Annotated in this window: 15 protein-coding genes and 1 tRNA gene; 5 read left to right on the top strand and 11 right to left on the bottom strand. The window is 69.0% G+C overall.

Translation table 11 applies throughout. From position 1 onward, the window contains the following. Nucleotides 1-104: 104 nt before the first annotated feature. Together AB0M95_RS37270 and AB0M95_RS37265 are read right to left on the bottom strand one after the other, a co-directional pair. Nucleotides 105-362 carry a hypothetical protein gene (locus AB0M95_RS37270; RefSeq protein WP_363775322.1) on the bottom strand — a complete coding sequence of 86 codons (258 nt, stop codon included), beginning with the start codon at nucleotides 360-362 and terminating at the stop codon, nucleotides 105-107. Between the two features lie 232 nt (nucleotides 363-594). Next, nucleotides 595-732, bottom strand: a complete 138-nt coding sequence (locus AB0M95_RS37265; RefSeq protein WP_363775319.1) for a hypothetical protein — start codon at nucleotides 730-732, stop codon at nucleotides 595-597. A 242-nt stretch (nucleotides 733-974) separates the two neighbouring features. Here AB0M95_RS37265 and AB0M95_RS37260 point away from each other — a divergent pair, with 242 nt between their 5' ends. Then, a complete protein-coding gene (locus AB0M95_RS37260) occupies nucleotides 975-1559 on the top strand; it encodes an SMI1/KNR4 family protein (RefSeq protein WP_363775316.1) in 585 nt (194 codons plus the stop codon). Nucleotides 1560-1822: 263 nt separating this feature from the next. Continuing rightward, on the top strand, nucleotides 1823-2347 hold the full coding sequence (locus tag AB0M95_RS37255) for a hypothetical protein (protein WP_363775313.1): 525 nt from the start codon (nucleotides 1823-1825) through the stop codon (nucleotides 2345-2347). Between the two features lie 255 nt (nucleotides 2348-2602). Here the strand turns inward: AB0M95_RS37255 and AB0M95_RS37250 are convergent, their stop codons facing one another. Then, the gene (locus tag AB0M95_RS37250) at nucleotides 2603-2911 is read right to left on the bottom strand and encodes a helix-turn-helix transcriptional regulator (RefSeq protein WP_363775310.1); all 309 of its coding nucleotides are present in this window, start codon (nucleotides 2909-2911) and stop codon (nucleotides 2603-2605) included. Nucleotides 2912-3728: 817 nt separating this feature from the next. On the opposite strand from AB0M95_RS37250, the gene AB0M95_RS37245 reads away from it, so the two are divergent. Continuing rightward, nucleotides 3729-4451 (top strand): hypothetical protein, encoded by a 723-nt coding sequence (locus tag AB0M95_RS37245; protein ID WP_363775307.1) that lies wholly within the window; start codon nucleotides 3729-3731, stop codon nucleotides 4449-4451. A gap of 246 nt (nucleotides 4452-4697) precedes the next feature. Here the strand turns inward: AB0M95_RS37245 and AB0M95_RS37240 are convergent. From AB0M95_RS37240 to galU, 7 genes are all read right to left on the bottom strand, one after another. Next, nucleotides 4698-4771: transfer RNA gene (locus AB0M95_RS37240), tRNA-Ala, on the bottom strand. Nucleotides 4772-4856: 85 nt separating this feature from the next. Then, on the bottom strand, nucleotides 4857-5714 hold the full coding sequence (locus AB0M95_RS37235; RefSeq protein WP_363775304.1) for a hypothetical protein: 858 nt from the start codon (nucleotides 5712-5714) through the stop codon (nucleotides 4857-4859). 508 nt (nucleotides 5715-6222) lie between these two features. Further along, nucleotides 6223-6855, bottom strand: a complete 633-nt coding sequence (locus AB0M95_RS37230) for a GNAT family protein (protein ID WP_358527072.1) — start codon at nucleotides 6853-6855, stop codon at nucleotides 6223-6225. Nucleotides 6856-6908: 53 nt separating this feature from the next. Next, complete coding sequence (locus tag AB0M95_RS37225; protein WP_363775300.1) at nucleotides 6909-7388, bottom strand: MogA/MoaB family molybdenum cofactor biosynthesis protein; 480 nt, start codon at nucleotides 7386-7388, stop codon at nucleotides 6909-6911. Beyond that, nucleotides 7385-7855: a cyclic pyranopterin monophosphate synthase MoaC gene (moaC, locus tag AB0M95_RS37220; RefSeq protein WP_358527069.1), complete on the bottom strand. Its 471-nt coding sequence runs from the start codon at nucleotides 7853-7855 to the stop codon at nucleotides 7385-7387. Before moaC ends, AB0M95_RS37225 begins: the two co-directional genes overlap by 4 nt. Next, nucleotides 7852-9051 (bottom strand): gephyrin-like molybdotransferase Glp, encoded by a 1200-nt coding sequence (gene glp, locus AB0M95_RS37215; protein WP_363775297.1) that lies wholly within the window; start codon nucleotides 9049-9051, stop codon nucleotides 7852-7854. Before glp ends, moaC begins: the two co-directional genes overlap by 4 nt. Nucleotides 9052-9070: 19 nt before the next feature. Further along, on the bottom strand, nucleotides 9071-9976 hold the full coding sequence (gene galU / locus AB0M95_RS37210) for a UTP--glucose-1-phosphate uridylyltransferase GalU (RefSeq protein WP_358527066.1): 906 nt from the start codon (nucleotides 9974-9976) through the stop codon (nucleotides 9071-9073). A gap of 24 nt (nucleotides 9977-10000) precedes the next feature. On the opposite strand from galU, the gene AB0M95_RS37205 reads away from it, so the two are divergent. Further along, a complete protein-coding gene (locus AB0M95_RS37205) occupies nucleotides 10001-10585 on the top strand; it encodes a 5-formyltetrahydrofolate cyclo-ligase (RefSeq protein WP_363775294.1) in 585 nt (194 codons plus the stop codon). 47 nt (nucleotides 10586-10632) lie between these two features. Here the strand turns inward: AB0M95_RS37205 and AB0M95_RS37200 are convergent, their stop codons facing one another. Continuing rightward, nucleotides 10633-11733: an LCP family protein gene (locus AB0M95_RS37200; RefSeq protein ID WP_363775291.1), complete on the bottom strand. Its 1101-nt coding sequence runs from the start codon at nucleotides 11731-11733 to the stop codon at nucleotides 10633-10635. A gap of 129 nt (nucleotides 11734-11862) precedes the next feature. On the opposite strand from AB0M95_RS37200, the gene AB0M95_RS37195 reads away from it, so the two are divergent. After that, nucleotides 11863-13365: a potassium/proton antiporter gene (locus tag AB0M95_RS37195; RefSeq protein WP_363775288.1), complete on the top strand. Its 1503-nt coding sequence runs from the start codon at nucleotides 11863-11865 to the stop codon at nucleotides 13363-13365. Nucleotides 13366-13424 lie beyond the last annotated feature (59 nt).

Below are 13424 nucleotides of genomic sequence, written 5' to 3'. Positions count from 1 at the left end.
GATCAGCGACGACGAGAAGAAGACTTCTCCCCGTAATTCCCCGATCTGTCGATCATCCCAATAGCCCGATTGCCTTCACCGCTTGGGATCAAGCCGCCCTGCCGTCATCGTCGAAGCGCGTGACCAACAAAAACGAGTATCCCAGGGTTCCGGTCTTCGCGTTGGCGAGCGCGCATGTTGGCGATGACCTTGCCGAACACGCTGCGGCCTTTGCGGTCCGGCCGTACACGACCGTAGGTGTCCTCGGTGGCGGCATCGACGGAAACGCGCAGCCACGTCACGTGTTCGGCTATCTCGTCGAGGTGACGATCGATCATCGTGCCGTTGGTGACGACTCCGATATGCAGGCCGGAGGAGCCCAAGATCTTGATGACATCGCACAGCGGCGACGGACACGACCAACTCCTCGGTTCCCATCGGGACTGCGGCGCGCACCAGGGCGGCACGGATCGATGAGAACCCAGCGCCCGCCTGACGGCGCTGGCAGTCGCCGGAGAGCACAGACGGCCGCAATCGCGACAGTTGCATAGGCGAGGACCTCAATAGCACTTACTCTAAGTGGGGATCCGAAGCCCTCGACGCCTGAAACGGACCTCACTTGTCGATCGTCTCGTCGGCAGGGTTGAAGGCCGGGCTGTACACGATGGCGATCTTCGCCGCATCGCCGATCAGCTCAACCCATGTCCCTGAGTCGACCATGACACCGCTCAACGGCCCGGCCTCACGCTCCATGCCGTCGGATATGACCAGCAGTTTTCCGCTGAGAACGAGATAGAGCTTGGGGTGTTCACGAGTGGGCCTGACCTGGGATGCGGTAGGGGGCTGGGAGATCGCTTCCCGGCTTCGCTAAGATCGTTTCCCGGATCGGCGCTGAGTTCCTTCCATATCGACTCATTCAGATTTGCTCCGATGGCGTCGCTGACGCGTTGCTAGACCTTCGCCATCCTTCGAGGAAGGCCAGAAAGGCAGGACACTTGACATCTCTTGCCGACTTAATAGCTATCATCGGTCCTCCGAGCAAGCCGGCCACCGCAGTGGACTGGCCGGCGATCGAGGCGGAAGTGGGACTCACGTTTCCCGACGATTACAAGGCGTGGGCCAACACTTATGCGGACCTTCAGCTGAACGGCTTCCTCTACCTCAGCCGTCCGGAACCTGCCGGGAGGGAACGGCAGGCGGCGATTGCCACCGTGGATCAGCTTCGCGACCTGGTCGAGGACTGGCCGACCATCGACCTCTTGGACGACTTGGGGAACGAGAGCGAGGCACCGCCCTTCCCTTTCTACCCTCAGCCCGGTGGCTTGTATTTCTGGGGCTCAACAGACAATGGGGATTTCCTTCTCTGGCTCACCGATCCCGATCCCCAAAAGTGGACAATCGTAGTCACCGACGGAACATTCTGGTGGCACTTCCAGGGATCTTTGCTGGACTTCCTGGTTGGGATCTTGACGCACAAAGTGCGATGCCCAGTCTTTCCCGACGATTTCCCCGACGGCGTTGGCATCGAAGAGTTCACCCCGGAAGACCACGCCCGCATCAGTGCTGAGCACGGGCTCTGAAGCGGCTCTCCGACTTTCACACCAAGGGCAGCGCTCTGCCGGTGCCACGATTCGCCGCCCAGGGCCCAGCACTGGGGCTCGAGCGCAGGAAGACCGAGGGCGACCAGCCGTTCGTCACCTGGCTTTGCATCGGCTGACTCTGCAGGGTCCAGTAAGGGATCTTGCAGTCTTGAAGGTCAGCGATGCCATTGCCGCCTACAGTGTGGAGTTGCAGCTATGCGTTGAGTGATGGCGATGGTCCGAGGACTGCCGCGAGGGAGGCGATGGTGACGTCGCTGCTGACAAAGCTGGACCGGGCCGAGGAGTCCGCCCGGCAGCAATGTGCTGAGCTATCCAGGCAGATGGAGGAGCTGCAGGAGCGGTTGGCCGAGGCGCAGCGGCGCCTGGAACGACTGTCCATCGCGCGTGAGGAGCTGACGGCGCTGGAGGCGCCCGATGAGACGGCTGACGCGGAGCTCGGCAAGGCCGCCAACGCCCATCCTCGTGGTGCCAGCCACATCGCCCCCGGAACTGCCGGGCACACGGAGGTCCCCCAGGAGCGTCCGGTTCTGCGGGGGTTGCGCAAGGACGCGGTGGTATTGCTGGCCAGTTCCGACGAGCCGCTGCGGGCGCGGGATGTGGTGCGGGCGTTGGGTCAGCAGGATGTCCGCGGTCAGGTCGAGGGGATGCGCGCCCGGCTCAAGCGGCTGGTGGTCGATGGCTGGCTGGTCGAACGCGAACAGGGTTTGTTCTCGATCGCATCCGGGGTGAACGGGTTCGCCGGCGAAGGGGGCGCCGCCACGAGCTGAGCAGGGCCTGCCGGTCAGGCGACCGGATCGAAAAGTGGTGCCGCCGAGTAGCAGCTCGACGGCACCGGGTTGCGTGAGGACCCACGAAGACCTAACTCTTTGAAGGCTCGCGCCTTCCGAGCGTAACGCGCTAGAGGGTCGCTTGGAGGCTGTCGAGCCGAATGATGGCCGCTTCTGCCCGGATGTCCGGGTTCTTTGGGGCGGCGGAGGGAAGGCTCGACCATGCCGTCGATGTCATCACGGCACCCAGCGCCGTCAGCGGGGTTCCGAAGCGTTGTCTGGCCACAGCCGGGCAGCGAGAGTGGTCTCCAAGAGGGCGATGGTGGCCACGTCCGGCCAAGACCGCCCGGCAAGCAGGTCGGAGATGGACTGGCGGTTGACGCCAGAGGCGGCGGCCAGGCCGCGCAGGCTCAGGCGGCGTTCGGCCAGGACGCCGGCCAGGGCGGCGGCAATCTGCTGGACGACGGCCGCGGCGGGATGGCGGCCCAGGTTCGCGTGGGGCCAGGCCTGCGGGTCCTCGGCCAGATCCCGGGGGGCGGCCGAGCGCGCGCGTCCTCCGACCATGACAAAGCACTCCTTTCGGTGGATGTCGTCGCACTGCGTAACGGCTGCTTGTCCTGCCGCTATGGATGGGGTGTGACCCTCGATCCCGCGACCTCGGCCAAGATCACCGGCTACCGGCCGCAGAATGCTCCGCCGGAGTGGGACCACATCTGCGAGCAGGTGCGGATGCTGGTCGCCGCCAGCGCCGACCGCTCCCCCTACAGGGTCGAGCGGCTGCTCACCGCGACCATGCGCCTGGCCGTGTGGTGTCACCGCTCCGGCCTGCCCGATGACCCGGCAGAGTGGTTGCGGCACGAGACGATCGACGCGTTCGTCCTGACCGGCTGCACCGACCTGGCGCCGAGTTCGGCGCAGACCTACCGGTCCTGGCTGCGGCACATGCGCGCCACGCTGGCCTGGCTGGAACGCGGCGAGCAGGTGCCGCCGCCGATGAAAGCCCCCAAGAAGGTCAGCCCGCCGTACTCGCCCGCCCAGCTCGGCCGCCTTCGCGGCTGGGCCGAACGTCTGCCCGGCCAGGCCAGAGGTGACGCGCTGGCGTTGATGGCGCTCGCGTTCGGCTGCGGTTTGACCTCTGGGGAGGTGGCCGCCGTCCGGACAGGGCATCTTCGTCACCTGGGCTCCGGCGCGATCGTGGTCACCGTCCCCGGCACGCAGCGGTTGATCGTCTGCCGCGCCGCCTGGGAGGACGTCCTGACCCGCGCCGCAGACCGGCCCGGCGACGCCTTCGTCTTCCGGCCCGGGCGCGCCGCCCGGCACGCCAAGAACCTGTTCAGCTCCTGGACGGCTCGTCACCGGCCGACCGGCGGCCTGCCCGCTGATGCCCGGCCGACTCGCCAATGCCACTACCGGCCTGGACGACGCCGTCATCCGCACACCATCGGAAGAACTCACCGCGTTGATCGCTGCGCGAGAGCCCTACTTGCTGCGTCTCAAACAGAGCGCGAACGCAGACGGCGCCATCCGCTTCCAGTGCCCGGCAGCAGGAACCTCCCCGTCCCTCACCTGCCCCCGCTTCGACCGCCTCCACCAGCGCGGGCCCAGCCGCCCCACCGCGGTCGACCTGACCGACGCCCGGCAGCGAGCCGCCCACCCCGCGGCCAAACCCCGTGTCCTGCCCCCAACCCCCGACCACAAGACCGGCGAACTGCCGAAGATCTGCCACCAGCACACCATCACCCTGAACAAGGACGACCTCGGCCACCTCGACAAATTCCGCCAGGACCTGGCTTACCTGAGTCCCGCCTGGATCGGGACCTACAAATCTGTCCGCGCCAACACCGAAGGCATCAACGGCCGGCTCAAGGGACACGACCTCGACCTCGGCGATCCCAAGAACCGGCTCGCCCACGGCCGCGTCGCCCAGACCATCCTGGTCGCATTGCTCGTCACGGTCGCCAACGACCACTTCCTCGACCAGTGGCGCCACACCCACCAGCCCCAAAACGAGCCGATCACACCCGCCGACACCCCACAGACTCCAGTCGAGCCCTTCGACGGCACGCCACCCGCAGGCCAGAGCAGACCACCACCCACCCCATAAGCCGCAAAACCCGCCACCCACCGCAGCGCCCAGCCCACCGTCGGCTTCGCCATGCCCAACAGCCGGATCTCAGTCCTCCACCAGCGGCCTGACACCACCCGGGCCTTCCCAGACACCCGCTCCGCGGCCCCCAAACCAGGACGAACCCGATTCGGAAACCCCTGAAACGACAAGATCCCGCCCGATCGCGATGATCAGACGGGATCCCGTCAACTTCAGTCCAGCCGTCTCATGAACGGCCCTGGGTGGAGCTGAGGGGATTCGAACCCCTGACCCCTTCGATGCGAACGAAGTGCGCTACCGGACTGCGCTACAGCCCCAAGGACTGGACCAGATTAGCAAACTTTGGCGACCGCCCGCGCCATCCGGTGCGGGTCGGCGTTGATCACCGAGGGAAACCGGGCATCAGTCGCCGACGGCGCGGCGGGTGCGGTCGGCGTACTGGTCGAAGGGCTCGGCCGGCTTGCGGAACTCGATGATCTCGGCCTCGGCCTGCTGGGCGGCGAGTTCCTCGGCGCGGCGGCGCTCGCGTTCCCTGCGCTCGTGCTCCGCGCGGGCCTCGGCGGCGGCGAGGCGCTTCTCGCGGTCCGCGGTGACGGCGACGCGCAGCAGGACGACGTACGAGAGGAGCATGACGGCCGAGGGGGCCGCGCTCCACCACGGAGCGACGCCGACGGCCGCCGTCACCCCGGCGGCGACGTTGAGCAGGGCGCTGCACAGGAGCCAGCGTCGCCGGCGGGCGACGATGCGGGCCCGGCGTCGGCGCTCGTCCTGAACGACCTCAGCGGCCTCCTCGGCGCGCCGCTGGTCGGCGGCGGGGACGGCCTGGTCGGCCTCGTTCGAGGAAGCCGTGGAGGACTTGGATCGCGTGGAGGACGGGGACGGCGTGGACGGGGCGGAGGACCGCGTGGAGGAGGTGGACGACGAGAATGGCCTGGGCAGCGTGGAGGAGGTGGACGGCGCGGAGGGGATGGAGGACGTGGACACGGTGGAGGCGGGTTTGGGCGACGGCGGGGCGTCGAGCTCTACGGTGATCTCGTCGTCGGCGGTGTCCGTCCCGGAGGCGGGGAGGTCGGAGACCGCGACGTCGGCGAGCGTGTCGCCATCGGACTCGTCGGCGTGCCCGGAGGCGTCGCCCTCCGGGGACCCGTCGGTGTACAGCTCGGAGATGTCGATCGCGTGGCGGTCGCGGCGCAGCCACATGGGCACGAGGACGCACAGCCACATCAGCACGATGCCGAGGTAGAGGAAGGCGCTGCTCACCCGCCCACCTCCGTATGACATGAGGCGCCGGTCCCCGCCCCCGTGACGGCGCACTTCCCGGACAGCGTGAAGATATACCCCTTTGCGGGGGCGAATGTCTGATTCCTGCGCAGTAGGGGTGAATGCCTCATGGCCCGGGGGAGGGAACCGTCGCCTTCCCGTGCGAAAGGACCGGCCCCGGCCCGGGTGAGAGGAGCAGCCCCGCCCCGGGTGAAAGGATCGGTCCCGGCCCGCGTGTGGGAACCGAGCCCGGCCCGGGCAAAGAGACCGCCCCCGGGCGTGGCGAAGGTGCGCCCCCCGGAACGCGGGAAGCCGTCCGTTTTGGGGTGGCGTGGGACCCCCTGTATGCGGGCAGCATGAACACAGCACGGGACCGTCGCCGTCGCAAATGTGTTCACGTCACGCACCGTAGGACCGCGTGTCACTGGTTGACGAGCATTCAGTCCGGTGTGTCGCCAGATCGTCAACCTGTTTATCGTCACGGATACGCCAAAGGTATCCATGGCCCTCAGGCGGGGCCGTCGTGCGCCGTCTTCTCCCAGGTCTGCCTCCACTGGGAGAGCAGTCCGCGCGGGACGTCCTCCAGGGTGAGGGCGTAGCAGATGTGGTCGCGCCAGGCGCCGTCGATGTGGAGCTGTTTGCGGCGGATGCCCTCCTCGCGGAACCCGAGCTTCTCGACCACGCGGCGGCTCGCATGGTTCTCGGGGCGGATGTTGGCCTCCAGCCGGTGCAGGCCGACGGTGAAGAAGCAGTGGTCGACGGCCATGGCGAGCGCCGTGGGGATGATGCCGCGCCCGGCGAGCGCGCCGCTCACCCAGTACCCGACCTGGGCCGAGCGCGCGGAGCCCCAGACGATCGCGCCGACCGTGAGCTGCCCGGCGAACGCCCCGCGCCAGGTGACCACCCAGGGCAGCGCGAGCCCCTGACGTGCCTCGCGGCGCAGGGTGCCGACCATGGAGATGTACGGGCCGAGGCCGGTGCGGAACAGCGGCGTCTCAGGGTTGCTGGGTTCCCAGGGCCTGAGCCAGTCTGCGTTGCGCAGCCGCGTCTCCCGCCAGACGCCCACATCGCGCAGACGCAGCGGCCGGAGTCCCACCGGCCCCTCTTTGAGGGTTGCCGGCCAGCCGCGAAGTCGATCCACGGGTCAATCATCCCCTGCCGGAGCGTGAATCCGCCATGGTGGCCTCCTGACCCTCATGAAGCGGGATGGTCGCCCCCTCTGATCTGGTCGATGACGTGCCGGAGTACGGGTGCGAGGACGGCCATGCCGTCGCGTACTCCTCCGGACGAGCCGGGCAGGTTGACGACGAGGGTCGTCCCGGCCTGGCCGGCCAGCCCGCGCGAGAGGATCGAGGTGGGTACTTTGTCGCGGTTGACCTGACGTATGGCCTCGGCGATGCCGGGGATCTCGCGGTCGATGACGCGCCGGCTCATCTCGGGGGTGAGGTCCGTGGGGGTGAGCCCGGTGCCTCCCGTGGTGACGATCACGTCGTATCCGGCGCGGACGCCGTCGCGCAGGGCGGCCTCGACGGGCTCGCCGTCGGGGACGACGCGCGGGCCGTCCACCTGTTCGCATCCGGCCTCGGCGAGCAGTTCGGCCAGCAGTTGCCCCGATTTATCGGGATAAATGCCAGCAGCGGCCCGGTTGGAGGCCGTCACGACCAGCGCCCTCACGGCCGGTTCCAGACGCCGGTCTTCCCGCCGGTCTTCTGCTCGACCCGGACGTCGCTGATCACCGCCGCCGGATCGACCGCCTTGATCATGTCGACCATGGCCAGCCCCGCCACGGAGACCGCCGTCAGCGCCTCCATCTCGACGCCCGTACGGTCGGCCGTCCGCACTCGGGCGGTGATCTCCACCCCCGAGTCGACGACGGTCAGCTCGACCTCCACGCCGTGCAGCGCGATCGGATGGCACAGCGGGACGAGGTCGGGCGTCCGCTTGGCCCCCATGATCCCGGCGACGCGGGCGACGCCGATCGCGTCGCCCTTGGGCACGTCCCCGGAGCGCAGGATCGCCACGGCCTCGGGCGACAGCAGCACCCGGCCGGTGGCGCGCGCCGTGCGGACGCCGACGTCCTTGGCCGAGACGTCGACCATGCGCGCGGCGCCGGACTCGTCGATGTGGCTCAGCTCGCTCACAGCGGGATCACCTCCACGGTCGTCCCCTCGGGAAGCTCGGTGACGTCGTCGGGGATCACGATCAGCGCGTTCGCGCCGGCGAGGGCGGCGAGCTGGTGGGACCCCTGCCTGTGCACGGGGGTGACCGAGCCCTTCCCGTCCAGGACCCCGCGCAGGAAGGACCGCCTGCCCGCCGGAGACCGCGCCCCCGACGTGATCACCGCGGAGACGGTCGGAGGGGGGCCTGCGGGCAAACCGCGCATCTTGGCCAGCGCGGGCTTCACGAAAAGCACGAAAGAGACGTACGACGAGACGGGGTTGCCCGGCAGCGCGAAGATCGGGACCTGCCGCTCGCCGAGCACGCCGAACCCCTGCGGCATCCCCGGCTGCATGGCGACCTTCTCGAACCGGACGGTCTCAAGCGGCGACAGCGCCTCCTTGACGGGCTCGTACGCGCCCATCGATATGCCACCGGAGGTGATCACGGCGTCGGCGTCGCCGAGCAGCCCCTCCAGGGACTCCAGGAACTCCGCGGGGTCGTCGCCCACGGCCCGCCGCCGCACCGCCTCACCGCCCGCCTGGCGGACGGCGGCGACGAGCGTGAAGCTGTTGGACTCCCAGATCTGCCCCGGGCCGAGCGGGGTGCCCGGCTCGACCAGCTCGGCGCCCGTGGAGAGCACCACGACCCGCGGACGGGAGCGGGCGAGGACGGCCTGCCTGCCCACCCCGGCGAGGATGCCGAGCTGAGCGGGCCCGATCTCGGTGCCCGCGGCGAGCACGGCGTCGCCCGCGCGGACGTCCTCTCCGGACCGGCGGATGGCGTTGCCCACCGGCGCGGGCCTGCGGATCGCGACGCGGTCCGTGCCGCCGTCGGTCCACTCGACGGGCACCACCGCGTCGGCGCCCGCGGGCACCGGCGCGCCGGTCATGATGCGCGTGACATGCCCCGGCCCGACCGCCCGGGGAGCGCTCTCGCCCGCCGCGACGTCGATCGTGACCGGCAGCACGACGGGCGCCGCCTCGGTCGCCGCCGCGACGTCCCCGGCTCGGACGGCGTACCCGTCCATGGCGGAGTTGTCGAACGGCGGCAACGCGACGGGCGACCGTACGTCCTCGGCCAGGACGGCGCCGAGCGCGAAGTCCAGGCCGAGGCCGACGGGGTCGATCGGTCGTACGGCGGTGAGAATCTCGGCCAGGTGCGCGTCAACCGATTTCATCGCGGCCATGATCTGATTCTCACACGGAATGCTCGTCGAGGAACTCGCGCAGCCAGGGGATGAACTCGGGGGCGAGGTCGGGACGGTCGGCGGCGAACTGCACGACCGTGCGGAGGTAGTCGAGCTTGTTGCCGGTGTCGTACCGGCGTCCGCGGAACAGCACGCCGTGGACGGGCCCGCCCTCCTCGGTGGAACGCCCGGCGAGCTCCAGCAGCGCGTCGGTGAGCTGGATCTCGCCGCCGCGCCCGGGCGGGGTGTTCTCCAGCACCTCGAACACGGCCGGGTCGATGACGTACCGTCCGATGACCGCCCAGTTCGACGGGGCCTCGTCGGCCGGGGGCTTCTCGACCAGGCCCGTCACCCGCACCACGTCGTCCTCGTCCGTAGGCTGGATCTCGGCGCAGCCGTACAGCGAGACCTGCTCCCGCGGCACCTCCATCAGCGCCACGACGCTGCCGCCGTAGGTGTCGCGCACCTCGATCATGCGCTTCAGCAGGTGGTCGCGGTGGTCGATCATGTCGTCGCCCAGCAGGCAGGCGAACGGGTGGTTGCCGACGTGCTGCTTGGCGCACAGCACGGCGTGGCCGAGCCCCTTGGGCTCACCCTGGCGTACGTAGTGGAAGGTGGCGATCTCGACCGGTTCGAGAACCTGCGAGAGACGCTCGGAGTCGCCCTTGGCCGCCAGCACCTCCTCCAGTTCGTACGCGCGGTCGAAGTGGTCCTCGATGGAGCGCTTGTTCCGGCCTGTCACCATGAGGAGGTCAAGCAACCCGACCGAGACCGCCTCTTCGACGACATACTGGATGGCCGGCTTGTCGACGATCGGCAGCATCTCTTTCGGGGTCGCCTTGGTCGCCGGCAGGAAGCGCGTCCCGAGGCCGGCGGCGGGAATGACGACTTTCGTCACTGGATCGTAGTCAGCCATGAATGCACCTTAATGGAGGGCCGAGTGGACAAAGCGGAGCTGCGCCGGAGGATCGTGGCCGCGCGCACAGGGCTCGCCGATCCGCGCGACTCGGCGACCGCGATCAGGGAAACGCTACTCGACCAGCCCTGGGTGCAAATGGCCGGGCTGGTCGCCTGTTATTGGTCGACGGGCTCCGAACCTTCGACGCACGGCCTGATTTTCGCGCTGTGGAAGCACGGCGCGACGGTGATCCTTCCCGTCCTGCGCCCGGACAATGATCTCGATTGGGCCGTTTACGATGGCCCTGACTCGGTGGCGCCCGGCCCGCGCGGCATGATGGAGCCCGTGGACACGCGGCGCGGCGTGGACACCGTCCGCACGGCCGCCCTGGTCATCGTGCCCGCGCTGGCGGTCGACCCGTCCAGCGGCGTGCGGCTCGGGCGCGGCGGCGGCTCGTACGACCGGGCGCTCGCCCGGGTGGGGCCGAATGTTCCGACGGTCGCATTGCTGCACGAGGGCGAGTTGATCGAGGGAATTCCCGCGGAACCACATGATCGGGCCGTGTCGATGGCGGCCCTGCCGTCCGGCATCGTCGGCGTCGGACGTGATCGGACGCGACAGTTGTGATTGGCGGGGTTACCGGGACCGGCGTCCGCGAACCGGTGTGATTCTCGTCACGAAACGATTTGGAGGTCGTCGAGACCGCCATTGTCCTTGAAGTATTCACCCAGCGAGTCGTTGCGGACCGCCTCGAAGAAACGTGCGCCCTCCTTCTTGTCGAGGCGGACGACGCTGGCGCCCTTGACCGTGCCCGCGCCCAGGGTCGGAATCGTGGCGGAATCCACCGTTTCGGGGCGAATGTTGCGCAGTTCGAGGGCCAGGTCGCGCAATGTGCTCAACGTCACACCCGAGTCGACGCTGACCGCGTGGGTGAGCGCCTCCAGGAAGTCGTTCAGTTTGAACGGGTTGGTCAGCAGATCCTTGCTTATGATCTTGTGGCCTAACGCCCCGACGAACGCCTGCTGCCGCTTGATCCGGTCGAAGTCCCCGCCCGGCAGGTTGTAGCGCTGGCGGACGAACAGCAGCGCCTTCTCACCCTCCAGGTGCACCATGCCCTGCGGCCAGGTGACCTTGTTCATCGGGTCGTACACCTTGCGCGACACGTACACGTCCACGCCGCCGACGACCTTGCTCATCTCGACGAACCCTTGGAAGTCCAGCGCGGCGAAATGGTCGATGCGGACCTTCGTGAGGCCCTCGATGGTCTTGATCAGCAGCTTCGGCCCGCCGAAGGCGTAGGCGGCGTTGATCTTGTTGTTTCCGTGCCCGGGGATGGGGACATAAGAGTCGCGGGGGATGCCGATGAGCGTGAGCCGATCCCGGGCGGCCGGGACATGGACGATCATGATCGTGTCGGCCCGCTGGTTGCCCGACTCGCCCGGGCGCTTGTCCGATCCGATGAGCAGCCAGTTCTGCGCGTCGCCCACGGCCTTCGCCGGACGTCCGGCATCCTCGGGGAACGCTCCGGGGATCCGCTCGATGTTGCCGTTCAGCGAGATCTGACGCTCCATCACCAGCGCGAACGCCGCCGCCACCACCATGGCGAGGACGAGCACGGTCACGATCACCAGGCGGCGTAACAGCCGCCGCTTCCTCGGCTTCTCCGGGTTCTTCGAGGACGCCTCGGGGACGTCGTCACCCTCGCCGGGGGCATCCTTCCTCAGCCCGTCGAGAACCGAGCGGCTCTCCACGACCGGGGAAGCGTCGTCCGTCACTGCCGTCCACCCATGATTCCGTTTGACCTAGCATCCGTGTCGCGTGTGACCGTAGCTCAAAGTAGTTCATCGTGGTAGAGGACTACACCAATACGCCACAATGGGCGGAAAACATGAGGAGGAGAGCCGGTGAACCTTAATATTTGGCTACTCCTCGCGTCCATCGTCGTGATCGCGGCCATCGCGTCCGTACGGATCGCGCACCGCACCGGACTCCCCACCCTGCTCATCTACCTGGGACTCGGCCTGCTCCTCGGCGAGGCCGGGCTGGGCATCCAGTTCGAGAACGCGCAGCTCGCGCAGCAGATCGGCCTCGCCGCGCTCGCCGTGATCCTCGCCGAGGGCGGTCTCACCACGTACTGGCCGCACGTACGCCGGGCCGTGCCGACCGCGCTCCTCCTGGCCACGATCGGCGTCGGCGTGAGCATCGTCGTACTCGCGTCCGCCGCGCACTGGCTGCTGGCCATGGACTGGCGCACGGCGCTGCTGCTCGGCGCGATCCTCGCCTCCACCGACGCGGCGGCCGTCTTCTCCGTCCTGCGCCGGCTCCCCCTGCCACAACGACTCTCCGGCATCCTGGAGGCCGAGTCCGGATTCAACGACGCGCCCACCGTCATCGTCGTCGTGCTGCTCAGCAAGCTGAACGCCCCTCTGCCCGGCCTCGGCCAGGTGATGTACGAGGCCGCCTTCGAGCTGACCGTCGGCTGCGCGGTGGGCCTCGCCGTCGGGCCGCTCGGAGCGTACGCCCTGCGCCGCGTCGCACTGCCGTCCTCCGGTTTGTACCCGATCGCCGTGCTCGCCCTCGCGTTCATCGCCTACAGCGGCGCCGCCCTGCTGCACGGCAGCGGCTTCCTCGCCGTCTACCTCGCCACGCTCGTCCTCGGCAACACGCGCCTCCCCCACCGGCCGGCCACCCGCGGGTTCGCCGAAGGGGCCGCCTGGCTCGCCCAGATCGGGCTGTTCGTCATGCTCGGCATCCTCGCCAGCCCCTCCGAACTGCCCGCCACCGTGGTCCCCGGCCTCATCGCGGGCCTCGCCCTGCTGCTCCTCGCCCGCCCCGCGTCCGTCGTCGTCTCCGCCCTGCTCGTACGGACCGCGCGGGTCGACCGGCTGTCCTGGCGCGAGCAGGTTTTCCTGTCCTGGGCCGGTCTGCGCGGCGCCGTCCCCATCGTGCTCGCCACCATCCCGTGGGCCGCCGGGATCGTCGGCGCCAAAGGCCTGTTCAACGAGGTCTTCGTCATCGTGATCGTGTTCACGTTCATCCAGGGGCCCACGCTGCCGTACCTGGCCCGCGTCCTGCGCGTCGGCGCCCCCGAGGAGGCCCTCGACCTCGGCGTCGAGGCGGCCCCGCTCGAAGAGCTCAACGCCGACCTGCTCCAGGTCACCATCCCGCCCGGATCCGGGCTGCACGGCGTCGAGATCTTCGAGCTGCGGCTGCCGTCGGACGCCGCCGTCACCATGGTCGTCCGGGAAGGACACTCATTCGTCCCCGAGGACTCGACCCGGCTCCGCGCCGACGACCAGCTGCTCGTCGTCACGACGGCGGCCTGCCGTGAGCGGGTGGAGCGCCGCCTGCGCGCGGTCAGCCGACGCGGCAAGCTGGCGGGTTGGTACGGCGAGAGCGGCGAGTAGGCCGCCCGGCCCTTGGCGACCACCGGGGCTCGTGCCGGGTGTTACCGGGCGCCCCGGGT

It is taken from the genome of Sphaerisporangium sp. NPDC051017, assembly GCF_040683095.1.
Classification (GTDB): domain Bacteria; phylum Actinomycetota; class Actinomycetes; order Streptosporangiales; family Streptosporangiaceae; genus Sphaerisporangium.
The sequence above is the reverse complement of the archived record's forward strand: the minus strand, read 5'-3'. Positions and strand labels throughout refer to the sequence as shown.